General features: G+C 69.2%; 21 protein-coding genes. 9 read left to right on the top strand and 12 right to left on the bottom strand.

Translation table 11 applies throughout. From position 1 onward, the window contains the following. Positions 1 to 5: 5 nt before the first annotated feature. Together JWP54_RS08180 and JWP54_RS08175 are read right to left on the bottom strand one after the other, a co-directional pair. The gene (locus JWP54_RS08180) at positions 6 to 1,532 is read right to left on the bottom strand and encodes a HAMP domain-containing sensor histidine kinase (protein WP_297370124.1); all 1,527 of its coding nucleotides are present in this window, start codon (positions 1,530 to 1,532) and stop codon (positions 6 to 8) included. Then, positions 1,532 to 2,278: a response regulator transcription factor gene (locus JWP54_RS08175; RefSeq protein WP_297370121.1), complete on the bottom strand. Its 747-nt coding sequence runs from the start codon at positions 2,276 to 2,278 to the stop codon at positions 1,532 to 1,534. The genes JWP54_RS08180 and JWP54_RS08175 overlap by 1 nt, the downstream gene beginning before the upstream one ends. Positions 2,279 to 2,456: 178 nt before the next feature. Here JWP54_RS08175 and JWP54_RS08170 point away from each other — a divergent pair, with 178 nt between their 5' ends. Together JWP54_RS08170 and JWP54_RS08165 are read left to right on the top strand one after the other, a co-directional pair. Further along, entirely contained in the window at positions 2,457 to 3,929 is a 1,473-nt protein-coding gene (locus tag JWP54_RS08170) for an ABC transporter permease (protein WP_297370118.1), read from the top strand. A 46-nt stretch (positions 3,930 to 3,975) separates the two neighbouring features. Beyond that, entirely contained in the window at positions 3,976 to 4,647 is a 672-nt protein-coding gene (locus JWP54_RS08165; protein ID WP_297370114.1) for an ABC transporter ATP-binding protein, read from the top strand. A gap of 84 nt (positions 4,648 to 4,731) precedes the next feature. Here JWP54_RS08165 and JWP54_RS08160 read toward each other — a convergent pair whose 3' ends face one another. Continuing rightward, positions 4,732 to 4,884, bottom strand: coding sequence for a hypothetical protein (locus JWP54_RS08160; RefSeq protein ID WP_297370112.1), 153 nt, complete (start codon positions 4,882 to 4,884; stop codon positions 4,732 to 4,734). A gap of 170 nt (positions 4,885 to 5,054) precedes the next feature. Between JWP54_RS08160 and JWP54_RS08155 the strand changes: the two genes are divergently transcribed. Continuing rightward, positions 5,055 to 5,705: a YqaJ viral recombinase family protein gene (locus tag JWP54_RS08155; RefSeq protein ID WP_297370239.1), complete on the top strand. Its 651-nt coding sequence runs from the start codon at positions 5,055 to 5,057 to the stop codon at positions 5,703 to 5,705. 66 nt (positions 5,706 to 5,771) lie between these two features. Continuing rightward, complete coding sequence (locus tag JWP54_RS08150; protein WP_297370109.1) at positions 5,772 to 6,986, top strand: ROK family transcriptional regulator; 1,215 nt, start codon at positions 5,772 to 5,774, stop codon at positions 6,984 to 6,986. 11 nt (positions 6,987 to 6,997) lie between these two features. Here JWP54_RS08150 and JWP54_RS08145 read toward each other — a convergent pair whose 3' ends face one another. From JWP54_RS08145 to JWP54_RS08135, 3 genes are all read right to left on the bottom strand, one after another. Further along, positions 6,998 to 7,999, bottom strand: coding sequence for a sugar phosphate isomerase/epimerase (locus tag JWP54_RS08145; protein ID WP_297370106.1), 1,002 nt, complete (start codon positions 7,997 to 7,999; stop codon positions 6,998 to 7,000). A 27-nt stretch (positions 8,000 to 8,026) separates the two neighbouring features. After that, a complete protein-coding gene (locus JWP54_RS08140) occupies positions 8,027 to 9,205 on the bottom strand; it encodes a Gfo/Idh/MocA family oxidoreductase (protein ID WP_297370236.1) in 1,179 nt (392 codons plus the stop codon). A gap of 107 nt (positions 9,206 to 9,312) precedes the next feature. Then, entirely contained in the window at positions 9,313 to 10,362 is a 1,050-nt protein-coding gene (locus JWP54_RS08135; protein WP_297370103.1) for a substrate-binding domain-containing protein, read from the bottom strand. A gap of 174 nt (positions 10,363 to 10,536) precedes the next feature. Between JWP54_RS08135 and JWP54_RS08130 the strand changes: the two genes are divergently transcribed. The 4 genes from JWP54_RS08130 (at position 10,537) to JWP54_RS08115 (ending at position 15,649) form a co-directional block, all read left to right on the top strand. Continuing rightward, positions 10,537 to 12,057, top strand: a complete 1,521-nt coding sequence (locus JWP54_RS08130; RefSeq protein ID WP_297370100.1) for a sugar ABC transporter ATP-binding protein — start codon at positions 10,537 to 10,539, stop codon at positions 12,055 to 12,057. Positions 12,058 to 12,140: 83 nt separating this feature from the next. Further along, positions 12,141 to 13,100 carry an ABC transporter permease gene (locus JWP54_RS08125; RefSeq protein WP_297370233.1) on the top strand — a complete coding sequence of 320 codons (960 nt, stop codon included), beginning with the start codon at positions 12,141 to 12,143 and terminating at the stop codon, positions 13,098 to 13,100. 66 nt (positions 13,101 to 13,166) lie between these two features. After that, positions 13,167 to 14,219: an NADP-dependent oxidoreductase gene (locus JWP54_RS08120; RefSeq protein ID WP_297370097.1), complete on the top strand. Its 1,053-nt coding sequence runs from the start codon at positions 13,167 to 13,169 to the stop codon at positions 14,217 to 14,219. Beyond that, positions 14,216 to 15,649, top strand: coding sequence for a deoxyribodipyrimidine photo-lyase (locus JWP54_RS08115; protein WP_297370094.1), 1,434 nt, complete (start codon positions 14,216 to 14,218; stop codon positions 15,647 to 15,649). The genes JWP54_RS08120 and JWP54_RS08115 overlap by 4 nt, the downstream gene beginning before the upstream one ends. Positions 15,650 to 15,736: 87 nt before the next feature. On the opposite strand, the gene JWP54_RS08110 is transcribed toward JWP54_RS08115, so the two are convergent. The 3 genes from JWP54_RS08110 to aceA all read right to left on the bottom strand — a co-directional run bounded on the left by JWP54_RS08110 (position 15,737) and on the right by aceA (position 19,524). Further along, the gene (locus JWP54_RS08110; RefSeq protein ID WP_297370091.1) at positions 15,737 to 16,300 is read right to left on the bottom strand and encodes a GNAT family N-acetyltransferase; all 564 of its coding nucleotides are present in this window, start codon (positions 16,298 to 16,300) and stop codon (positions 15,737 to 15,739) included. 82 nt (positions 16,301 to 16,382) lie between these two features. Further along, positions 16,383 to 18,131: a malate synthase A gene (gene aceB, locus JWP54_RS08105; protein ID WP_297370087.1), complete on the bottom strand. Its 1,749-nt coding sequence runs from the start codon at positions 18,129 to 18,131 to the stop codon at positions 16,383 to 16,385. A gap of 46 nt (positions 18,132 to 18,177) precedes the next feature. Then, a complete protein-coding gene (aceA, locus tag JWP54_RS08100) occupies positions 18,178 to 19,524 on the bottom strand; it encodes an isocitrate lyase (protein WP_297370084.1) in 1,347 nt (448 codons plus the stop codon). Positions 19,525 to 19,710: 186 nt separating this feature from the next. Between aceA and JWP54_RS08095 the strand changes: the two genes are divergently transcribed. Next, positions 19,711 to 21,225 carry a helix-turn-helix transcriptional regulator gene (locus JWP54_RS08095; protein WP_297370081.1) on the top strand — a complete coding sequence of 505 codons (1,515 nt, stop codon included), beginning with the start codon at positions 19,711 to 19,713 and terminating at the stop codon, positions 21,223 to 21,225. 134 nt (positions 21,226 to 21,359) lie between these two features. Here JWP54_RS08095 and JWP54_RS08090 read toward each other — a convergent pair whose 3' ends face one another. The 3 genes from JWP54_RS08090 to JWP54_RS08080 all read right to left on the bottom strand — a co-directional run bounded on the left by JWP54_RS08090 (position 21,360) and on the right by JWP54_RS08080 (position 23,679). Continuing rightward, positions 21,360 to 21,821, bottom strand: coding sequence for a MarR family transcriptional regulator (locus JWP54_RS08090; protein WP_297370078.1), 462 nt, complete (start codon positions 21,819 to 21,821; stop codon positions 21,360 to 21,362). Positions 21,822 to 21,910: 89 nt separating this feature from the next. Continuing rightward, positions 21,911 to 22,753: a transglutaminase family protein gene (locus tag JWP54_RS08085; RefSeq protein WP_297370076.1), complete on the bottom strand. Its 843-nt coding sequence runs from the start codon at positions 22,751 to 22,753 to the stop codon at positions 21,911 to 21,913. Then, complete coding sequence (locus JWP54_RS08080; RefSeq protein WP_297370073.1) at positions 22,750 to 23,679, bottom strand: alpha-E domain-containing protein; 930 nt, start codon at positions 23,677 to 23,679, stop codon at positions 22,750 to 22,752. Before JWP54_RS08080 ends, JWP54_RS08085 begins: the two co-directional genes overlap by 4 nt. Positions 23,680 to 23,833 lie beyond the last annotated feature (154 nt).

The raw sequence follows: 23,833 nt of genomic DNA, 5'->3' as shown, positions 1-23,833 counted from the left end.
CGGGGTCAGGCCAGCGGCAACGCCACCCGGAAGCTGGTGCGTCCCGGCCGGCTGTCCACGGTGACCTCGCCGTGATGGGCGGCGACGACGGCCTGCACGATGGCCAGGCCGAGGCCGGTGCTGCCGCCGGTGCCCCGGAACCGGGAGCTGTCCCCGCGGGCGAACCTCTCGAACAGGGTCGCCCGCAGGTTCTCCGGGATTCCGGGACCGTTGTCGGTGATGGTGACCACGGCACGGTCGCCCTCGGCGGCCAAGGCCACCTCGACGCGGGTGCCGGGATCGGTGTGCACCCGGGCGTTGGCGAGCAGATTGGCGAACACCTGGTGCAACCGCGGGCCGTCTCCGGCGGCCAGGACCGGCTCCTCGGGCAGGTCGAGGTCCCAGGTGTGGTCGCGGCCCGCCGCATGGGCGTCGCTGACCACGTCGACGAGTAACCGGGTGAGGTCGACCGGTTCGTGCTCCAATTCACGGCCCTCATCGAGGCGTGCGAGCAACAGCAGGTCCTCGACGAGACCGGTCATCCGCACCGACTCGGATTCGATGCGGCCGATGGCGTGGATGGTGTCCGGCGGCAGATCCTGGCCGCTGCGACGCGTGAGCTCGGAGTACCCGCGGATCGACGCGAGCGGCGTACGCAACTCGTGGCTGGCATCCGCCACGAACTGCCGCACTTTCCGCTCGCTGGCCTGACGGGTTTCAAGGGCGAGGTCGACGTGATCGAGCATCCGATTGAGCGCGGAGCCCACCCGGCCCACTTCCGTGCGGGGGTCGGTGTCGGCGGCAGGAACCCGGTCGACCAGCAGCACGTCACCACGGTCCAGGGGAAGTTCGGACACCCGGGTGGCCGTTTCCGTGACGCGTTGCAGCGGGCGCAACGCCAGCCGCACGATCGCCGTCGCGAGGAACACCACGACGATGATGCCGGCCAACGACACCAGGCCGATGATGACGGCCAGCTGGGTTGCGGTCTGGGTGACGCTGGAGACCGGCAGGCCGATGAGGTAGAGCTCCCCGGTCCGGGGGGCGGTCGCTGCGAGGACCCGGTACTCGCCGACGTCGCCGCCCAGGTTCACGCTGAACGGGGCGGAGGTGCCGTCCTGCTGCACGGCAGAGTCGAGTTCGGTGACCAGCTGGGTCACCTGATCGTCGCTGAGAGCCACGACGGTGCCGCTGTCATCGATGTAGCCGGCGGAGACGGAGATGCCGTCGTAGACCAGCGCCAGGGTGCCGGGCGCCTGGCCCGGCCGGTTGAGCACGTCACTGGCGGTGGGGGTCGTGGTGGTGAAGTCGGTGGCTCCGGGCCGGCCGCCGACGACGTCGCTGGAGCGTTGGGCGGCGTTGCCCAGCTGGTCGTCGAGGCCGTCCATCAGGTTGGCGCTGAGGATGGCGACGCTCACCACACCGATCACGAGGCTCACCAGGGCGAGCATCGCGACCATGGCCACGACCAGGCGCCGGCGCAGGGTCCAGGGCGCCCGGCCGCTGCGGGTCGGGATGATCGGCGTCGCCTCCCGGATGCGTCGCGCGACCATCAGGCGATCTTCAACATGTATCCCGCGCCGCGCACGGTGTGGATCATGGGGTCACGGCCGGCGTCGACCTTTTTACGCAGGTAAGAGATGTAGATCTCCACGACGGAGGACTTGCCGCCGAAGTCGTAGCTCCACACCCGGTCGAGGATCTGGGCCTTGCTGAGCACCCGCCGCGGATTGCGCATCAGGAAGCGCAGCAATTCGAACTCGGTGGCGGTCAGTTCGATCTGCTCACCCGCTCGGAACACCTCATAGCTGTCCTCGTCGAGGGTGAGGTCGCCCACGGTAATCCGCGGGTCGCTGGAGTCTGAGACCGCCATGGTGGAGCGCCGGATGAGGCCCCGCAACCGGGCGACGACCTCTTCGAGGCTGACCGGCTTGGTGACGTAGTCGTCACCGCCGGCGGTGAGGCCGGCGATCCGGTCGTCCAGCGAGTCCTTCGCCGTGAGGAAGAGCACCGGCGTCTCGTAGCCGTCCGCCCGCACCCGCTGCAGCACCTGCAGGCCGTCGATGTCGGGGAGCATGATGTCGAGCACGATCGCGTCCGGCCGGAACTCCCGGGCCAGGGTGATCGCCGCCCGGCCCTCACCGGCGGTACGCACCTCCCAACCTTCGTAGCGCAACGCCATCGAGAGCAGATCGGTGAGGGTCGGTTCGTCGTCGACGACGAGCACCCGGATGGGCGATCCGTCTGCCTTGTGGAGGCGGGGACCGTGGGCTGACTGCTCGTTCGTTCGTGTGCTCATGGTGACAGTATCCGTGACCTTCCTATGAACCGGCTATGGGTTATCCACGGCCCGCCTGTGAGGAACAGGCGCCCCCACGCTGGGCAGATTCATAGGCTGGCGATAGTCCGGCCATAGTCATCGTCTCTAGCTTCGGACTCGGAAGGCAGAACAGCCCTGCCACCGGACTGGAGAATCGATGCTTGTCACCTATTTGCGACGCGAGCTGGCGGGTCGCCGCAAGCAGACCGCCATCGTCGCCATCGGCATGGCACTGGCCATTGCCCTGGTCATTGTCGTGAACGCCGTGTCAAGCGGCGTGCAGCTCGCCCAGTCGACCGTGCTCGCCTCGGTGTACGGTGTCGGCACCGACATCACCGTGAGCCAGACCCCCGCGCCCACCGAGGGCGAAGAAGGCGGCGGCCGCCAGGACTTCGACTTCGGCGCGGATGACGGCGCCACCACAGACGGAACCACCACCGTCAGCCAGGCCCGGCTCTCGGTCGAGCGCGGCACCACGTCCTTCGACTCCGCCGCGCTGGACGCCGTGAGCGGCATCGACAACGTCTCCGCCGCCGCCGCGACCCTGTCCCTGAGCAACACCACCTTCGACGGCGCCTTGCCGGAGCGCTCCACCACCGACACCGGCACGGCCCCCACGGACGACGGCACGGCCGGTGGCGGCACCCCGCCCAGCGGCGGACCGGACGGAGCCGGCGGCAGCTCGTTCAGCGTCGATTCCTTCACGATTCTCGGCCTCGACCCGGCCGATGACGCCGTCGGGCCGCTCTCCGCGGTGAGCCTGACCGACGGCCGCAGCCTCGAAAGCACCGACGTGGGGACCGACGTCGCCGTGCTCGACGCCAGCTACGCCACCACGGCCGAGGTCGTCGTCGGCGACACCGTCGCCATCGCCGGAACCGACTTCACCGTCGTCGGCCTGGTCACGGCGTCGTCAGCGGATGCGGCCACCGCCTCCAACGTGTATATTCCGCTCGACGTCGCCCAGACCCTGGCCGGCCTCGACGGCCAGGTCACCGACATCTACGTGCAGGCCGCGTCATCCACCGACATCGTGCAGATCCAGGCCGACGTCGAGTCGGCGCTTCCCGACGCCACCGTGGAAACCCAGGCCGACCTGGCCTCCAGCGTGTCGGGATCGCTCTCCAGCGCCTCAGACCTGGTGAAGAACCTCGGCCTCTGGCTGTCGCTCATCGTGCTCGCGGCGGCGTTCCTGATCGCCATCCTCTTCACCATCTCCGGTGTCACCCGACGCACCCGCGAGTTCGGCACACTCAAGGCGATCGGCTGGTCGAACGGCCGGATCGTGCGCCAGGTAGCCGGCGAGTCCCTCATCCAGGGCCTCATCGGCGGGGTCGTCGGCATCGCCGTCGGGCTGGTCGGCATCCTCGTGATCAACCTGGTAGCCCCCACCCTCACCGCGGGTGCGGCAGCCACCGAGGCCAGCGCCCTGGGCGGCCCCGGCGGCGGCTTCGGCCAGGCGGCGGTGGAAGCGACCACCTCCGACATCGTCCTGCAGGTCCCGGTGACTCTGTCGGTGATCCTGATCGCGGTGGGCCTGGCCGTGCTCGGCGGCCTGCTCGCGGGTGCCATCGGCGGATGGCGCGCCTCGCGCCTGAGCCCGTCCGAAGCGCTTGGCAGCATCGCGTGACCCCGAACCCGTCGACTGACGAACAAACGAATTGAATTGAGTCCTCATGTATGAACTGACGAACGTCACCAAGAAATATGACCAGGGCAAGCGGTCCGTGACCGCCCTCAACAACGTCACGCTGTCGATTCCGGATGGCCAGATGGTCGCCATCCAGGGTCCGACCGGCGGTGGAAAGTCCACGCTGCTGCAGATGCTCGGCGCCCTCGACCGGCCCACCGGTGGCACCGTGCAGCTCGGATCCTCCGACTTGTCCAAGCTCGGCCAGGGTCCGCTTGGCGAGATCCGGGCGCGCGAGATCGGCTTCGTGTTCCAGGGGTTCAACCTGATCCCCACCCTCACGGCGCAGGAAAATGTGGAGACGGCCCTCGCCCCGTCGGGCGTCTCCTCGGCGGATCGCACCTCACGGGCCGCGGCGGCACTGGAATCCGTCGGCCTCGGTGAGCGTGGCAGCCACCTTCCCGCTGAACTGTCCGGTGGCCAACAACAGCGGGTGGCGATTGCCCGCGCCCTGGTGAAGGAGCCGGCTGTGCTCCTGGCCGACGAGCCCACCGGGAACCTCGACGAGCAGACCAGGGACGAGATCATGGACCTGCTCGAAGGCCTGTGGCGGGACCGCGGCCTCACTCTCATCGTGGTCACCCATGACTCCGCCGTGGCCCGGCGGGCTCAACGCCGCCTGCTGATCAAACAGGGCGTGGTCAGGGACGTCGCCTGATTCTTGGATCCTGTCAGACATGACAAGGAGGACACCCCGGGCGACTTTCGCCCGGGGTGTCCTCGTGGGTATGGCCGGTTGGGGTCATGCCCGGCGGGTCCGGCGGGCGATCAGCAGGCTGGCGCCGAGAAGCACTGTCATGAAGCCGCTACCCAGAACGACGCCTGTCCAGCTGGATACGCCGGTCGAGGCGGGTTCGGTGGCGCTGGTCGCGGTGTTGGTGGCCGGCGGCGTCACGCAGAAGGGGGTATCGCCGGTGAACGTCCGGTCATATTTGTGCCCCGCTGCGGTTCTGGCATTACCCGGCGGGGTGTCGGCCGAGGCTGCCGGCACAGACCAGAATGGTTGTTGTGCCCCACTCTCTGCTGTCCCTCTTCGAGCTGGATGAGCAGACCCCGACAGCCCCGATTGCCACACCCGCGATCCCCGACGCCCCGCCTCTCGCGCACCTCGGTCGCATCGTGGCCGATTCCACCGATCGCGTCGCGTGGTTGCGGGCGCGCAGCCAGGGCATCACCGCCACGGATGTCGCCAAGCTGGCCACCGAGAAGTCGGTGCACAACGCGGCTCGGGAGAAGATCAACGGGAGCGGCTTCGGGGGCAACCCCTACACCGACCACGGCCGCGCCAGGGAACCGGAGATCGCGGCCTGGGTACTGGCGAATTATGGCATCGAGCCGAGCACCAGCCTCTTCCACGCTGCGGACCAGCGCCGTCACCTGGCCACCCCCGACGGGCTGGGCCTGGCCGGCAACGGCGTCTTCGAACTCGCCGAGATCAAGACCACCAGCAAGCCGTGGCGCAGCATCCCTCGTTCGTACCTGCGCCAGATCTGGTGGCAGCAGTATGTACTCGGGGCCGACCGCACGCTGCTGGTGTGGGAGGAGCACGATAACTTCGTCCCTCGCTCGGCCGTGCCGGAGTTCCGCTGGATAGACCGGGACGACGATCAGATCAGCATCCTGGTCGGCTTCGCCGACCAGCTCATCGACCTGCTCAACCACCAGCGGGAACGGGAACGGGCCGACGCTCCCCCGCCCTACGACTACGGCCGCTGACCGCTGCCGACGGTCATCGGTTCGCCTTCGACCGATATAAGTCGAATGTTGTGATTTGATGGTGCCATGATCGACATAAGTCGCGGCGACGCGCTGGGCTCGTCCGGTGCCAGCGACCTGTTCCAGATCCTGCGGGACGGTCGATCACGCACACGCACGGAACTGGCCAACCTCACCGGACTCGCCCGGTCCACCATCGCGCTGCGGATCGATTCGCTGGTGAAGCTCGGACTTGTTGGACCGACCGCTGACGCGCCGTCCACGGGTGGACGACCGTCATCGCAGGTCGCCTTGGCGACGGGTATGAAAATCGTGTTGGCCGTGGACATCGGCGCCTCCCACATCCGCTTGGCCGTCAGCGACCTCACCGGCAAACCACTGCACGAGACCGCGACCGAGCTCGCCGTCGCCGAGGGACCGGACGCGGTCCTCGGTTGGGTAGTCGAAGCGGGCGATGCCCTGATCCGCCAGTCCGGCCGGAGTGTCGCTGACCTGCTCGCTATCGGCGTGGGCCTGCCTGGCCCCGTCGAATACAGCAGCGGGCGGCCGATCAACCCGCCGATCATGCCCGGCTGGGATCGGTTCGACGTGCGCGGCACTCTGGACGCGCACTTCCACGTTCCGGTGCTGGTGGACAACGACGTGAACATCTCCGCGCTTGGGGAACGGGAAACGGCCTGGCCGGACGTGGACCACCTGATCTTCGTGAAGGTCGCTACCGGCATCGGGTCGGGGGTGATCTCCGGCGGAATCCTGCAGCGAGGCGCGCAGGGCATCGCCGGCGACATCGGCCACGTGCAGGTTCCGCGCGGCGTCGACGTGCCCTGCCACTGCGGTAACCGGGGCTGCCTCGAGGCGCTGGCCTCCGGACCGGCCCTGCTCTCCGCGCTCCGCCACCTCGGTCTCGACATCGACAGCAACCAGGGTGTGGTGGACCTGGTCAAGCACGGCAACCTCGAGGCGATCCAGGCGGTGCGGCAGGCCGGCCGGGACCTCGGTCAGGTGCTCACGGCGTGTGTCAGCTTGATCAATCCGTCGGTGATCGTGATCGGCGGATCGATGGCGCAAGCCGGCGAGCAGCTGATCGCCGGCGTTCGCGAAGTGGTTTATACCCGCTCCATGCCCCTGGCCACCCAGCACCTCCAGATCGTGCAATCCGGCGCGGGTCCCGACGCGGCCGTGATCGGAGCGGGCATCCTGGCCATTCACCACGCCCTCTCGCCCGCACGCGTCGACGCCATGGTGCTGGACCTGATGGAGTCGGCCGCCCCGGCGAAGTAAATCGGCGTCGGTCAGCGGCTGCTGAATGCTGCGTCGAACGACGCCGTCGGCGCGTCAAACGACAACGACCTCACGAACGCCAGCGCTTCGGGGGCGCCCACCAGCCGGTCCATTCCGGCGTCCTCCCACTCCACCGAGATCGGGCCGTCGTAGCCGATGGTGTTGAGCATCCGGAAGCTGTCCTCCCAGGGCACGTCGCCGTGCCCGGTGGAGATGAAGTCCCAGCCCCGGCGCGGGTCGGCCCAGGCCAGATGCGACCCCAACCGGCCGTTGCGCCCGTTCACCATCCGCCTCTTGGTGTCCTTGCAGTCCACGTGGTAGATCCGGTCCTTGAAGTCCCAGAGGAACCCGACGGGGTCGAGGTCTTGCCAGACGAAGTGGCTGGGATCCCAGTTGAGACCGAACGCCGCCCGATGGCCGATGGCCTCGAGGGTGCGCACGGTGGTCCAATAGTCGTAGGCGATCTCACTGGGGTGCACCTCGTGTGCGAAACGGACCCCCACTTCGTCGAAGACGTCCAGGATCGGATTCCACCGGTCCGCGAAATCCTGGTATCCGGCATCGACAGCCTCCTGGGACACCGGCGGGAACATCGCCACGTACTTCCAGATCGACGAGCCCGTGAAGCCGATCACAGTCTTCACTCCGAGCTTCGCTGCCAGCCGGGCGGTGTGCTTCATCTCCTCCGCGGCCCGCCGCCGCACGCCCTCCGGGTCACCATCGCCCCACACCACGTCCGGCAGGATGTCGTGGTGCCGCTGGTCGATCGGATCGTCGCATACCGCTTGTCCCTTGAGGTGGTTCGAGATCGCGTAGACCGTGAGGTTGTACTTCGCCAGGATCGCCAATCGGTCGGCGATGTACGCTTCGTCATCCCAGCGCCAAGGGTCCAAATGGTCGCCCCAACAGGCGATCTCCAGGCCGTCGTACCCCCAGCCGGAGGCGAGCCGGGCCACTTCTTCGAAGGGAAGGTCGGCCCACTGGCCGGTGAACAGGGTGATGGGACGGGGCATCGATTTCTCCAGACGAGGGTGGATGAATCAGGACGATGGTTCGGGTGCGGTCTCGGGGATCGGCGCGGCGACTGTGGTCCAGGCGCTGCCGGTACCCGCGCTGTGCTCGACAGCGGCGAGCACCCGCTGCACCTGGAGCCCGGCCGCGAACGAGGGTTCCGGTTGTCGTGCGGCCACAATAGCCTCGACGAAGTCCTTCGCCTGGTGCGTGAAGCCGTGCTCGTAGCCGAGCATGTGCCCGGCCGGCCACCACGCCGACAGGTACGGATGCTCGGGCTCGGTGACCAGGATCCGGGTGAAGCCCTGCCGGGGGCCGGGGGCGGTCGCGTCGTAGTAATCGAGCGCGTTCAGGTCTTCCAGGTCGAACGACACGGCACCGTGGGAGCCGGCCACTTCGATTCGAAGCGCGTTCTTCCGCCCGGTGGCCATCCTGGTGGCCTCGAAGGATCCGAGCGCCCCGTTCTCGAACCGGCCGGTGAACAGGGCGATATCATCCACCGTGACGGCGCCCCGCTCGGAGGCGGCCGTGCCGCCCAGCCCCGAGGAGCTCGCCAGCAGCGGCCGCTGCTTCACGAAGGTTTCCATCACCCCGCTCACGCTGGTGAGCCGCTGACCGGTGATGAACTGGGCCAGGTCGACGGCGTGCGCGCCGATGTCGCCGAGCGCCCCCGAACCGGCAAGGTGTTTTTGCAGGCGCCAGGCCAGCGGCACCTCGGGGTCCACCAGCCAGTCCTGCAGGTAGGCGGCGCGCACCTGACGGATCTCGCCGATCGCCCCTTCGGCCACGAGGTCCCGGGCAAGGGTCGCCGCGGGCACCCGACGGTAGGTGAACCCGACCATCGCGAAGACGCCGCTGCTCGCCGCCCGCTGTGCCGCATCCGCCATCGCCTCGGCCTCGTCGGCGGTGTTGGCCAGCGGCTTCTCGCACAGCACGTGCTTTCCCGCCGCGAGCGCCGCGAGGGCGATTTCGACATGGCTGGAACCGGGCGTGACGATGTCGACGATGTCGATGTCGTCCCGGGTCACCGCCGCACGCCAGTCGGTGCTGGTTTCCGCCCAGCCCCATTTCTCGGCGGCGGCAGCGGTGGAGTCGGCGGTGCGGCCAACCAGCAGTGCCATCTGGGGCCGGGCCGGCAGGTCGAAGAACCGGGGCGCGGTTCGCCAGCCCTGGGAGTGCGCCGCTCCCATGAAGCCGTGGCCGATCATGGCGATGCGAAGGCTGGGCGTGTCCACTGGTCCTCTTTCCGGAAAACGGGGAACGTGCAAACGGAAGCGCGGGATGCCCGCGGCCGGGGCCGCGGGCATCCCGATCGTTAGGACTCGAACGCGGACGGCAGGTACTTGTCGACGTTCTCGCTCGTGACCACTGGCGCGTCCAGCACGATCCGGCTGGGCACCTCCACCTCGACGAGGTCGCTCATCGCCTTGTCCTGCACGAGCAGGCGGGCCAGGCGGATGCCGTCGGCGGCCTGCGTGGACGGGTAGATGACCGTGGCCTTGAGCACGCCTTCACCGGACTGGATCTCCCGCATGGCGTTGGCCGAACCCGCACCGCCCACCATGATGAACTCATCCCGGCCCGCGGCCTGGATTGCGGCGAGCACGCCGACACCCTGGTCATCGTCGTGGTTCCAGAGTGCGTCGATCTGCGGGGCCGCGGACAGCAGCTGGGACGCCGCCGCCTCACCACCCTGCACGGTGAAGTCCGCCGCCACCCGGTTCGACACCGACAGCCCGCAGTCGTCGAGGGCGTCAGCGAAGCCCTTGCTGCGGTCCTGGGTCAACGGCAGCGAGTCGATGCCGGCGATCTCGGCCACGATGGCGTCGGGGTTGTCGCCGATTTCCTCGCAGATGTAGGTGCCGGCGCTCACCCCCATGCCGTAGTTGTCGCCGAGGATGGTGGTGCGGGCGGCGAAGGTGCTGGAAAACTCCCGGTCCACGTTGATCACCGGGATCCCCGCCTCCATCGCCTGGATGGCGACCTCGGTCAGTGCGGCGCCATCGGTGGGCAGCAGCACGATGGCGTCGACCTTGTCGTTGATGAAGCCCTCCACCTGGCTGATCTGCAGGTTGGCGTCGTTGGTGCCTTCCGCCACGCGCAGGTCGATATCGGGGTATTTCTCCGCTTCGGCGAGCGCGGCGGAGTTGATCGCGCCGAGCCAGCCGTGGTCGGCGGCGGGGCCGGAGAAGCCGATCACGACGGTGTCGCCGGACTCGGCATTGCCCTCGACCGATGCGCTGGTGGGTGCATCGCTGGTCTCGGTGGTGGAACCGGGCGTGCAGGCCGCCAGCAGTCCAACCACGGCGAGCGAAGCTCCCGTGGCGAAGAGTGTCTTGTGCCGCCGGGTGCGTAGTGCGAGCATGTGGTCCTCCTAATTGGTGAATCGCAGTGTTCGCCAACGAAGAGTCGTGCAGCGCTCCGGCTGGGGTGCATCCCGGGTGCTTGTCAACGTTGACGCGGACACCATAGCAGAAGTAACCCGATTATCGCCGACTTAACCTCGTGCTTCGACGTATGTGTGTGTTATGTTGCCTGCATGATCGATGACGACCATGCGGCGCCCCTTCTGCGAGTGCTCGGAATCACCAAGGCATTCGCCGGCGTGCAAGCGCTCAAGGGCGTCGACCTGGAGGTTCGCGCGGCCGAGGTGCACTGCGTGCTCGGCCAGAACGGCGCCGGCAAGTCCACCCTGATCAAGGTGCTCTCCGGCGTGCACCAGCCCGACGGCGGTGTGATCGTCTGGCAGGGGAACGAAGTCAGCATCAACCATCCGGTCGCCGCCCTCGGCCTCGGCATCGCCACGATGTACCAGGAACTCGACGTCGTGGACGGCCTCACCATCACCGAGAACATCTTTCTGGGCCACGAACGCGCAGCCGGCGGAGTGCTCAAGGTGAGCGAGGCCAACCAGGAGGCCCGCAAACTGCTCGTGCGGCTCGGGCACGGCAACCTCTCGCCGAGCACGGAGGTGGGCCGGCTCTCGGCAGCCAACAAGCAGATCGTCAGCATGGCGCGGGCGCTGTCCCACGACACCAAGCTGATCATCATGGACGAACCCAGTGCGGTGCTCGACTCGGAGGAGGTGCGCAACCTCTTCCGGGTCATCCGCGAACTCACCTCGCAGGGGGTCGCCGTCGTCTACATCTCCCACCGGCTCGAGGAGATCCGGCAGATCGGCGACCGGATCACCGTCATCAAGGACGGCCGCACCATGGCGGTCGGTCTGAGCGCCCAGGAGACTCCGACCGCCGACCTGATCACCCTGATGACCGGGCGGGCCGTCGCGAACGTCTTCCCCGAACGTGTGCCGGTACCTCCGGATGCGCCGGTGTTGATTGACGTGCAGGGCCTGAGCCTGCGTGGACACTTCTCCGACGTGGCCTTCTCGGTGCGCGCGGGCGAGATCGTCGGCCTCGCCGGGCTGGTCGGGTCCGGCCGGTCCGAGATTCTGGAAACCGTCTACGGGGCCAGGAAGGCGTCGTCCGGGGCGGTGACCGTGACCGGCAGCCGGCTCAAGGCAGGTTCGGTGAAGGCCGCCGTGCAGGCGGGCATCGGGTTGGCCCCCGAGGAGCGCAAGAGCCAGGGCCTGATCCTGGACGAGCCGGTCTACCGCAATGTCACCCTGTCGACCTTCGCCCGGTTCGCCCGCGGCGGGTTCCTCGACGAGCGCCGAGAACGGCAGGTTTCGCTCGAACAGATGCAGGCGCTCGAACTGCGACCGGCCAGCCCGGAACGGGCCACCCGCACTCTCTCGGGCGGGAACCAGCAGAAGGTGCTGCTGGCCCGTTGGCTGGTCCACGGCACCAAGGTATTGCTGCTCGACGAGCCGACCCGGGGTGTCGACGTCGGCGCCCGCGCCGAGATCTACGCCCTCATCCGACGCCTCGCCGCCGCCGGCACCGCCATCGTCCTGGTGTCCAGCGAGATCGAGGAAGTCATCGGCCTGGCCGACCGGGTGCTCGTCATCGGCGATGGTGAGGTGCTCAAGACCACGAACGCCCGCGACATAGACGAGCACGGCGTGCTCGATCTGGTCATGAAAGGAGCTGCCGCGTGAGCGAACAGAACGGCGCCGTCGCCGCCCGGGCCGAGGAAATTCCCCCAGCCCCTGGGCAGAATCGTCCCGGCGTCGTCCGGCGGATCCTCAGCGGATCGGTCGGCCGCAACCTGGGGTTGGTCATCGCCCTCCTGATCCTGGTGATCGTGGGCACCATCACCGCCGGGGACAGGTTCGCCAGCTACGACAATCTCCTCACCATCATCCGTTTCGCCTCGATCATCGGTGTGATCAGCATCGGCCTGACCTTCGTGATCACGGCGGGCGGCATCGACCTCTCCGTCGGGTCGGTCATGGGGCTGGCCACCGTGGTCGCGAGCCTCGCGGCCGTGCAGGCGGCCGCAACCCAGAGCTCCTGGGTGCTGATGATCCTGATTCCGCTCGGCGTGGGCATCGCGGCCGGGTTGGTGAACGGGATCGTGATCGCCTACGGCAATGTCGTGGCGTTCATGGCCACCTTGGCGATGCTCGTCGCCGCCCGCGGGCTGGCCGAACTGATCTCGGGCCGACGCACGCAGATCGTGATCGAGACCGGGTTCCTGCAGTTCACCCGCTCCAGCATCATCGGCGTTCCGCTGCTGATCTGGATCTTCCTCATCGTCGCGATCATCGCCTGGTTCCTGCTGAACCGCACCACCTTCGGCCGCCGCACCGTGGCGATCGGCGGCAACCGGGAGGCCTCTCGCCTGGCCGGCATCCGGGTGAAGCGGCACCTGGTCTACGTCTACGTGCTGAGCGGCCTGACCGCGGGAATCGCCGGCATCATGATGCTCGGCCGCACCACCGCCGGAACCTCGACGCACGGCACGCTCTACGAACTCGACGCCATCGCCGCGGTTGTGGTCGGCGGCACCCTGCTCGTCGGCGGGCGAGGCACCATCGTGGGCACGGTGCTGGGCGTGCTGATCTTCAGCACCCTCACCAACGTGTTCACCCAGAACAACCTGGACACCTCGGTGCAGGCCGTCACCAAGGGCCTCATCATCGTGGTGGCGGTGCTGCTGCAACAGCGATTCGCCACCCGTGGCCCGAGCGGCACCTGACCGTGACCCGGCTTCGGTGCACCGAGCCGCCTGGGAGCTGTCAGTCTCGTGATCCAGAATGGGACCATGCCCATGAACCCGGTCCTGCCCACGCACATGCGCGCCCTCGTCATCGATCGGGCTGGCGGCCCGGACGAGCTGCATCTGGCGGAGCTGCCGCTGCCCCTCGCAGTCGGTGACGAACTGCTCGTCCGTGTCGTGGCTGCGGGCATCAACCCCATCGACGCCAAGACCCGGGCGGGCTCCGGCCCCGCCGCCGTGATCCCCGGCTTCCCGGCCGTGCTCGGCAACGACTTCAGCGGCGTCGTCGTGCGGGCGCCCTACGACTCTTTCCCGTTGCAGCCCGGCGACGCCGTCTACGGCATGGCCCGGGCCCCCCGCATCGCGGGCAGCTACGCCGAGTACCTGGCGGTGTCGAGCCTGTCGGTCGCCCGGAAGCCCTCCGCGATCAGCCATATCGAGGCCGCAGGCATCCCGTTGGCCGCCCTGACGGCCTGGGGAATGGTGACCCTCGCGCAGGCGGGTCCCGGTCAGCGGATGCTGGTGCACGCCGGCAGCGGCGGCGTCGGCCACTTCGCGGTGCAGTTCGCCCGGCACCTCGGCGCCCACGTCACCGCGACCGGCTCCACCGCGTCGGTCGAGTTCCTTCGCCGGCTCGGCGCGCACGATGTGATCGACTACACGAGCACCCGCTTCGACGACGAACTGCGGGGCATCGACAGCGTCATCGACCTGATCGGCAACGTGCACGACAACACCGGCACCCGGTCGCTCAGCGTGTTGCGGCCGAATGGCCTGCTCGTGAACGCACCCACCGGCAGCTGGCCGACCATGCAGGAAGAGGCCGCGGCGGCGGGCGTGCGCGCCACCGGCTACAAGGTGCCCGCTGACGGCCGGGTGCTCGACGCCATCTCCGCGCTCATCGACAACGGCACCGTGCGGGTGAACATCGACCAGGTCTTCGACCTCGCCGACGGCGCCGCCGCCCACCGGGCCCTCGAGGGCGGGCACACGCGGGGCAAGATCGTGCTGCGGGTCACCGACCTCGAGCAGGACGCCGCTCGCGTCACTGACGACGCCGAACGGGCCGCCACCGGCGACGCCGAGAGCGCAGCATGACCGCCACCGCCACCACTGGGGCCACTCCCCAGCCCGCTCGGCCGGACGGCCCCTCCCTGGTCTGGCTCCGCGACGACCTCCGCCTGGGCGACAACCCGGCGCTCACCGCAGCGGTGGAGCGCGGCCGCCCGGTGGCGCTGGTCTACATCCTCGACGAGGTGTCTCCCGGCATCCGTCCACTCGGCGGCGCCGCGCACTGGTGGCTGCACCAGAGCCTGGCCTCCCTCGCTGCCGATGCCGCCGCCCGTGGCGCCCGCCTGGTGCTGCGCCGCGGAGCCGCTGAGCCCCTGATCGGCGCGCTGGCCGAGGAGCTCGGTGCGGGCGCGGTGTTCTGGAACCGCCGCTACGGCGCCGCCGAGCGGGACGTGGACACCGCCATCAAGGCCAACCTCACCGACGCCGGGATCGTGGCCCACAGTTTCGCTGGCTCCCTGCTCTTCGAGCCGTGGACCATCCGCACCGGCGGCGGCACGCCGTACACGGTGTTCACCCCGTTCTGGCGGGCGTGCACGGCCGGGCCGCCGCCGCGGGCGCCCTATCCGGCGCCGGAAGAACTCGACGACGCCGCCCGCGGGCTGGGCAGCGACGACCTCACCGGCTGGGCGCTTGAGCCCACCCGCCCGGACTGGGCCGGCGGCCTCCGCGAAGCGTGGTCGCCGGGCGAGGCATCCGCCCACGAGTCCCTTGCCACCTTCCTCGACGAGGCCCTGCCGCCGTACGGCACCGAGCGAGATCTGCCCGCGCAGCAGGCCACGTCGCGGATGTCCCCGCACCTGCGTTGGGGGGAGATCAGCCCGCACCAGATCTGGCACGCCACCGACGTCGCCCGCCGGGGCCTCACCGGCGCGGCGGCGACCAGCGCCACCCGGTTCCTCACCGAGATCGGCTGGCGGGAATTCGCCTACCACGTGCTGTTCCACGCCCCCGATCTGGCCACCGCCAATCTGCGCGCCGGCTTCGACGCGTTCCCCTGGCCGCCGCTCGACGCCGAAGCCCTCACCGCGTGGCAGCAGGGCCGCACCGGCTTCCGCCTGGTGGACGCCGGCATGCGCGAACTCTGGCGCACCGGCAGCATGCACAACCGGATCCGCATGGTGACCGCGTCATTCCTGATCAAGAACCTGCTGATCGACTGGCGGCAGGGCGAGCAGTGGTTCTGGGACACCCTCGTCGACGCCGACCCGGCCAGCAACCCGTTCAATTGGCAGTGGGTGGCGGGCTCCGGCGCGGACGCCGCACCGTACTTCCGGGTCTTCAACCCGGAGCTGCAGGCAACCAAGTTCGACCCGAACAACGAGTACGTGCGCCAGAACGTGCCCGAGTGGGGCACCGACACCTATCCGGCACCGATCGTGGACCTTGGTGAGACCCGCCGGGCCGCCCTCGCCGCCTACGACCAGGTGAAGGCCGCCCGCCCCGACCCGGCCTAGCCCCGCAACTGTTGCCCGTGCGGACAATTGCGTCCGGCACACCGGGACCATTTGTCCGCTTCGGCAACAGTTGCGGCGTGAGCCGGGCTAGAGCGCGCGCTCGAGGACGTAGTCGTCCTCGTAGCGCTCGCCCACGAGGAAGCGCTTGATGCCCACCCGCTCGTAGCCGTGCTTGCCGTAGAAGCGCAACGCCCGATCGTTCTCCTGGTTCACCCCGAGCCAGGAGCCGGTCGCACCACGCTCCCGGGCGGCGTCGAGGGTGGCGGCCATCAGGGCGCCGGCGGCGCCGGTGCCATGCGCTTCGGCGCGCACATAACATTTGCTGAGTTCGGCGGTGGGGCGGATGCGGATCGCGTCGGCGGCATCCGCGTCGTGCGGCTCACCGAAGACCAGCATCGTGTAGCCCATGAGCGTGACCGCGTCGTTCTCGGCCACCAGGAGTAGCCGCTCCGGGTCGGCGAGGAAGACCTCGAAGTTGGCCGGGGCCAGCACGTCGCGCAGGAACGCGGCGATGGCGTCGGCGCTGGTGTGCGGTGGGCAGGCCAGCGCGAAGGTGGCGGCTGCCAGCTCGGCGAGCGCGGCGGCCTCGCCGGGGCGTGCGGGGCGCACCCGCACCTCGGTGACGGGCCCGGCGGGCGGGGAATCGGTCATTGGTCCAGCTTCACATCCCGGGCCCGCGCAAGCAAACGGCCCCGTCGGGGTGCCGACGGGGCCGTTCTGAAGAGCCGGGCGCCTACAGGTAGCGGGCGTACGCGGCGACGGTGAGGAAGGTCGGGAATTCGGGTTCGAGGGCCGACGCCCGGAACACCTCGAGCGCATCGTCGAACCGGTCGCCGGCGGCGCGGGGCAGCGCCGCCAGCTCCTCGGCGAGCACCTCCGTGACCCAGGCGGCGTCGATCCGACGGCCGTCCGCGGTGGCGGTGCCCTGGTGGATCCACTGCCAGACCTGCGACCGGGAGATCTCCGCGGTCGCGGCGTCCTCCATCAGGTTATCGATGGCGGCCGCTCCCACCCCGCGCAGCCAGGACTCGATGTATCGAAGCGCGATGCGAACGTTGTCGCGCACGCCGGCCTCGGTGACCTGCCCGCCGGCCGAGGCCACGTCCAGCAGCTCCGCGGCGGTGACGCTCACCTCGTCGCGGGTGCGCTCGAGCTGGTTGGCCCGGTCGCCGAGCACCGCGTCGAACTCGGCGCGCGCGGTGGGGATCAGGTCGGGGTGGGCGACCCAGGTGCCGTCGAAACCGTCGCCGGCCTCACGGCGCTTGTCGGCGGCGACCTGCTCCAAGGCCCGTTCAGTGACGGCGGGGTCCCGCCGGTTGGGGATGAAGGCGCTCATCCCGCCGATGGCATACGCCCCGCGCCGGTGGCAGGTGGCCACGAGCAGCTCGGTGTACGAGCGCATGAACGGCACCGTCATGGTGATCGCCTTACGGTCGGGCAGCACGAAACGGCTTCCCCGGGCGCGGAAGGTCTTGATGATGCTGAAGATGTAGTCCCAGCGGCCGGCGTTCAGGCCCGCGCAGTGGTCGCGCAGCTCGTAGAGGATCTCGTCCATCTCGAACGCGGCCTGGATCGTTTCGATCAGCACCGTGGCCCGGATGGTGCCGTGCCCGAGATCGAGATGGTCTTCGGTGTGACTGAAAATGTCGTTCCACAGCCGCGCCTCGAGGTGGCTCTCCAGCTTGGGCAGGTAGAAGTACGCTCCGGAGCCGCTCTCGACCAGCCGGTGCGCGTTGTGGAACGCGTAGAGGCCGAAGTCCACCAGGCTGCCGGAGGCAGGCATCCGCCGGTTCGCCCGGTCGACGAAGGTGAGGTTCTTTTCCACCAGGTGCCAGCCGCGCGGTCGCATCACGATGGTCGGCGTCGACCCGGCCCGCGGGCCGGTCGGAGCACCGGTGACCCGGTATGCCTTGCCGTCCGGGCCGTCGAAGGTGAGGGTGCCGCGCACCGCGTCGTACAGGGTGAGCTGGCCCTCGACCACGTTGGCCCAGGTGGGGCTGGTGGCGTCCTCCTGGTCGGCCAGCCACACGGCGGCTCCGGAGTTGAGCGCGTTGATGGCCATCTTGCGGTCGGTCGGCCCGGTGATCTCCACCCGGCGGTCGGTCAATCCCGGGCCGGGGCCGGCGACCCGCCAGGTGTGGTCGTCTCTGATGTGAGCGGTCTCCGGCAGGAACCGGGGGTCGCGGCCGTTGGCGGCATCCACCCGGGTCTGCAACCGGGCGGCCAGCAGGTCGTGCCGGGTGCCGGCGAACCGGTCGTGCAGTTCGGCGAGGAAGTCCAGCGCCGCCGGGGTGAGGATCTCGTCGTACCGGTCGCCGAGCGACCCGGTGATCGTGAGGTGCGGGCGGATGGTGGCGAAGCTGCCGGTGCTGGTCTCACCGAAAGCTCGGGCGGGGCGCGGGGCGGCGGTGGCGCGGGGCCCGGTGCTGGTCGGAACCCCCTGAGCGGTGGTCGGCGCCGTGGGCAGCGGTGGAGTGGTCATGATCGTGTTCTCCTTCTTAGCGTGCGGATGTCTGGGCCGGGCCGGGCTAGAACTGTTCGGCCTCGGTCGACCCGGCCAGGGCGAGGGTGGCGCTGGTCGGGTTGAGCGCGGTGGCGATCCGGTCGAAGTAGCCGGTGCCGACCTCCCGCTGGTGGCGGGTGGCGGTGTAGCCGTCGGCCTCCGAGGCGAATTCGGCCTCCTGCAGGTCGACGTATGCGCTCATCTGACGCTCGGAGTAGTCCTTGGCCAGCGTGAACATGGAGTGGTTGAGGGCGTGGAAGCCAGCCAGGGTGATGAACTGGAAGGCGTAACCGCAGGCGGCGAGTTCGCGCTGGAACGCGGCGATCTGCTCGTCGCCCAAGTGGGATTTCCAGTTGAACGACGGGGAGCAGTTGTACGCGAGCTTCTTGCCCGGGAACTGCGCGTGGATCTCTGTGGCGAAACGCTGCGCGAGCTCGAGGTCGGGCTCGCTGCTCTCCACCCAGAGCAGGTCCGCGTACGGCGCGTAGGCGAGTCCCCTGGCGATCACGACGTCCGGGCCGTTGGCGGTGTCGTAGAACCCCTCGGCGGTGCGGCCGCCGGTGAGGAACGCACCGTCGCGTTCGTCGATGTCGCTCGTGATGAGGGTGGCCGCGAGCGAGTCGGTGCGGGCGATGATGATCGTGGGCACGCCAGCGACATCCGCCGCGAGCCGGGCCGCGTTGAGGGTGCGGATGTGCTGGCCGGTGGGCACCAGCACCTTGCCGCCCATGTGGCCGCACTTCTTCTCGCTGGCCAGCTGGTCTTCCCAGTGCACGCCGGCCGCGCCGGCCTCGATCATGGAGGCCATCAGCTCGTAGGCGTTCAGCGGGCCGCCGAAGCCGGCTTCGGCGTCGGCGACAATGGGGGCCATCCAGTCGATTCCCGGTTCCGCGCCGGATGCTGCCGCCTCCGCGCCCTCGATCTGGCCGGCCCGCAGCAGCGCGTTGTTGATGCGCCGGACGACGGCCGGCACCGAGTTCGCGGGGTACAGGGACTGGTCGGGGTAGGTCTGGCCCGAGAGGTTCGCGTCGGCGGCGACCTGCCAGCCGGACAGGTAAATGGCCTTGAGGCCGGCGCGCACCTGCTGCACGGCCTGGTTGCCGGTGAGCGCGCCGAGCGCGGACACCCATTCGGGCTTCTCAGGCGTGCCGTTCTCGTGAATGAGGTCCCAGAGCTTTTCCGCGCCACGGCGGGCCAGGGTGCGCTCTTCCCGCACGGCACCGCGCAGGGCGATCACGTCGTCGGCGGTGTAGTCGCGGCGCACGCCCTCCCACCGGGGGTCGGCCGCCCATTCGAGGGCGAGCTCTGCGGCCGTCTGGGTCTGGTCGCCGGTGCGGGCTCCGGTTGGGCCGGATGCGGTCGGGTTCGTCATGGTGTTCTCCTCGGTTGGCGTCATTGCGTTCCTGGTGCGGAAGATCCGGTGCTCCGGCGATGGCCGGTCGTTCGTGTGTCTGCACCCACTCTGCGGCGCACCGCCGCCCGTGCCCCAGACCCGATCCGAAGAAGAAGACGGGTTCTTCCGGTTGTGGGAACATTGGCGTCATGTGACCATGAGCACATGGTCACCGTCGATCGCGTCCCGTCACTCGCCAGTTCGCCCACGTCGCTCTCCAGCGCCGCCGACGGCTCAGAAGCCCCCGAGAGCGGCCTCGACGCGATCACCCTGGGGCGCCGGATCCGCGCTCACCGGCACCGGCTCGGCCTCACCCTCGACATCCTCGCCGCGGCCGTGGACCGGGCGCCGTCGCAGATCTCGATGATCGAGAACGGCAAACGGGAACCCCGCCTGTCGATGCTGCGACTGATCGCCGCCGCCCTCGGCACCACGGTCGACGAGCTGCTGCGCGCCGACGCGCCCAGCCCGCGGGCGGCGCTAGAGATCGCGGTGGAACGCGCCCAGCGGGGACCGGTGTTCACGGCCCTCGGCCTGCCCCGTTTCCGGGTCGGGCCCGGCCAGCCGGACGACACCCTGCAGACCATCCTCACGCTGCACAACGAGATCGAACGGCTGCACCGGGAGCGGGCGGCCACCCCGGAGGAGGCCCGGCGCGCCAATGCGCAGCTGCGCGGCGAAATGCGCGCCAGGGACAATTACTTCCCGGAACTGGAGGCGCAGGCACGTGAGCTCCTCACCGCCGTCGGGCATTCCGGCGGTCCGGTGTCGCAGCGGGTGGTCGCGGACATGGCCGCGCACCTCGGGTTCTCGTTGCATTACGTCGGCGACCTGCCGCACTCCACCCGGTCGGTGACCGACAAGCGGAACGGCCGAATTTATCTGCCCACCGAGCAGGCGGTGTCCCGGGACAGCCGTTCGCCGATCCTCCAGGCGTTCGCCAGCCACCTCTGCGGGCACGCCGAGCCGGGAAATTACGCGGAATTTCTGCGGCAACGGGTGGAGACGAATTATCTCACCGCGGCCATCCTGTTGCCGGAAACCGACACCCTGCGGCTGCTGAACGAGGCCAAGGCGGCGCACCGCATCTCGCTCGAGGACCTGCGGGATGCGTTCGCGGTGTCTTACGAGACCGCCGCGCACCGGTTCACCAACCTCGCCACCGCCCGGCTCGGCATCCCGGTGCATTTCATGAAGGTGCACGAGTCCGGCACCATCATCAAGGCCTACGAGAACGACGATGTGCGATTCCCCAGCGACGCCCTCGGCGCCGTGGAGGGCAGCACCGTGTGCCGCAGCTGGACGGCGCGCACGGTCTTCGACGTGCCGGACCGGTTCAGTCCCTGGTACCAGTACACCGACGCCCCCGCCGGCACCTTCTGGTGCACCTCCCGCATCGAGAAGGCCAAGGAGGGCGACTACTCGGTGAGCGTGGGGGTGCCGTTCGCGCACGTCAACTGGTTCCGTGGCCGGGAGACCGCCAACCGGGCGGTGTCCACCTGCCCGGACGAGTCCTGCTGCCGTCGCGCGCCCGACGAGCTCTCCGGCCGGTGGGAGGGCCAGTCCTGGCCGGTCGCGCGCACCCCCACAAGCCTGCTCGCCGCCCTGCCCACGGGTACCTTCCCCGGCGTCGACCCCACCGAGGTCTACGAGTTCCTCGAGGCCCACGCCCCCGCCTAGAATCCCGACCCGTTGCATCCACCACTTGACTTTGCCGCCCCTGAAGAGGCGCTATGCAGCAACTCGCGATGGAACGCAGGCCAGCGCAGGCAGGCGGGACGAGCGGTGTGCGGGTGCGGGTGCGGCGGGCGAGTCTAGACGGCGGCTCGGGTCGGGTCGGGCAGGCGCTGCAGGGCGTCGACGAGGGGGCCGAGCTCCGGCTCCTCCTCCGCCGCCGCGAGGGCGCCGGCCAGGGCCTGGTCGTAGACCGGGCGGGCGCGGGCGAGCAGCGCCTTGCCGGCCTCGGTGAGTTCCGTGTAGATGCCGCGCCGGTCGTCGGCGCAGAGGATGCGGGTGAGCAGCGCCCGGTCTTCCAACCGGTTCACCAGGCGGGTCGTCGCGCTGCTCGAGAGCGCTGCTGCGCGGGCGAGTTGCTGCATCCGCATGTGCCAGCCGTGCTGGCGGCTCAGGGCGTCGAGCACGGTGAACTCCACCACCGAGAGGTCGACACCGGACTGCAGGGCGCGTTCGAGCACGGTTTCAATCCGTCCGTGCAGGGCGGCCAGTGTGCGCCAGCCCTGTGCCCGAACCTCAACGGCGTCGTCCTCGATGCTCATCCCGTGTCGCTCCCTCGAAAAGATGGTGCAAGTATACCGCGCTTGCAACTACCAGCGTAGACAGGGCGCACCCGCAAGTACAGGGCGGCTCAGGACTCCCGGGTAATCTCCACCTTCACGAACAGTTGCGATCCGCCCGAGCCGGCGTAGACCCCGCGCAAGGGCGCGATGTCGTTGTAGTCGCGGCCCCGCCCCACGCCGACGTGCCGGTCGCCGATGTCGATCAGGTTGGTGGGGTCGTAGCCGCGCCACTCACCGCAGAACCACTCCACCCAGGCGTGCGATTCACCGGTGACGGTCTCACCGATCGCCGCTTGGGGCTTGGGGTGCAGGTAGCCGGACACGTAGCGGGCCGGGATGCCCACCGAGCGCAGTGCACCCAGGGCCACGTGGGTGATGTCCTGGCAGACCCCGCGCCTGTCGGCCCAGGCCTCCATCGCGTTGGTCTTGACCCCGGTGACACCCTGCACGTAGGCCATGTTCTCGCCGACGAACCGGCAGATCGCCAGGGCCGCTTCACACGGATCGAGCCTGGCCGCGATCTCAGCGGCGCTGGCGACCACATCCGCCGGGGGTTCGGTGAGGGGCGTCTGCCAGGACTGCTCCACCGAAGACGTCGACCGGGCCACCGAGGCGGCGAGGTCTTCCCACGGCATCGGATGCAGCGGGTGGTCGCGCGGCGACACCTCCACGAGGCTGTTGGCGGTGAGGGTGAGCTCGGCGTGCGGGGTGAGCACCTCGAACGACGACACCCGGGTGCCCCAGTAGTCCAGGTAGTTGTGGTTGCTCGACACCGGGCTGATGTCGAGGTTGGAATACAACACGAACTGGTCGGGCGAGGTGACCGGCAGCATCCGGGCCTCGTTGTAGGAGGTGGCCACCTCGCCGTTATAGCGGTAGCCGGTGGTGTGTCGAATCCGCAGGCGCTTCATGAGGCCTCCCCCGTCCAGGTCGGGACCGCGCTGGTCGGGAAGTACCGTTGCCCGATCGATTCAGAGGCGGTGCTGGTCGCGTCCTGCACCATGTCCATGTGTTTGGGCAGGTCGTTCAGGATCTCCATGATCGGCCGGTACTCGAGTTGGCTGCGAATCTGGCCGAGGATCCGCTGCGACGAATCGGACACTCCCACCCGGTCGGTGCGCGGTTCGAGTTCCTGCAGGCACTGTTCGGCCCGGGAGATCGAGAAGACGATCGAGCGGGGGAAGAGGCGGTCCAGCAGCAGGAATTCGGCGGCGTTCCGGGCCGACGGCACGCCCCGGTAGGTGCGCAGGTACGATTCGTAGGCCCCGCAGGAGCGCAGGATCGTGGTCCACGACGGCCCACTGTTCTCGGTCAGCGACCGGGTGGCGAGGAGCCTGGCGGTCATGTCCGCCTGCTCGAGGCTCCGACCGAGGGTGAAGAAGTGCCAGGCGTCGTCACGGCTGGCGCTGGACTCCACGATGCCGACGGCGAGCGCGGCACGTTCCCGCACCCAGCCGAAGAAATCGTGGGTCTTGGCGCTGGCGATGTTCTTGGGCATCTTCGTGTAGGTCGTGTTCAGGCACTCCCACAGCTCGGTGGAGACGATCTCCCTGGCCCGGCGGGCGTTCTCCCGGGCGGCCCCGAGCGAATAGGCGATCGACGCCGGATGCGCGCGGTCGGCCGCCAGGGTCGCCAGAACGTCCTTGCGGGTGAGGTCGCGGTTGGGCGGGACCGGGCTGCCCATCAGGTGCAGCAGCGACCTGCAGGCGAGGTTCTCCTCGATCCACGGGTCTTCGAGCAGTAGCTGCAGGTGCACATCCAGGATGCGCGCGGTGCCGTCGCTGCGTTCGATGTAGCGGCCGATCCAGAAGAGGCTCTCGGCGATGCGGCTCAGCATTCGAGGGTCCTTTCGGTCGGAGTGGCGTTCTGCTGTTGCTGTTGCTGCTGTTCCTGATCCTGATCGCCGCCCGGCGGGATGTCCTGCGGGGAATGGTCCACGCTGCGGGCCGTGATGATCGAGATCGACTGGGTGTTCGCAGCCTGGTCGGCCA

Origin of the sequence: Cryobacterium sp. (assembly GCF_025463825.1) — a bacterium.
GTDB lineage: Bacteria > Actinomycetota > Actinomycetes > Actinomycetales > Microbacteriaceae > Cryobacterium.
Note: the sequence above shows the minus strand (reverse complement) of the source record. Positions and strands in the feature narration are given on the sequence as shown.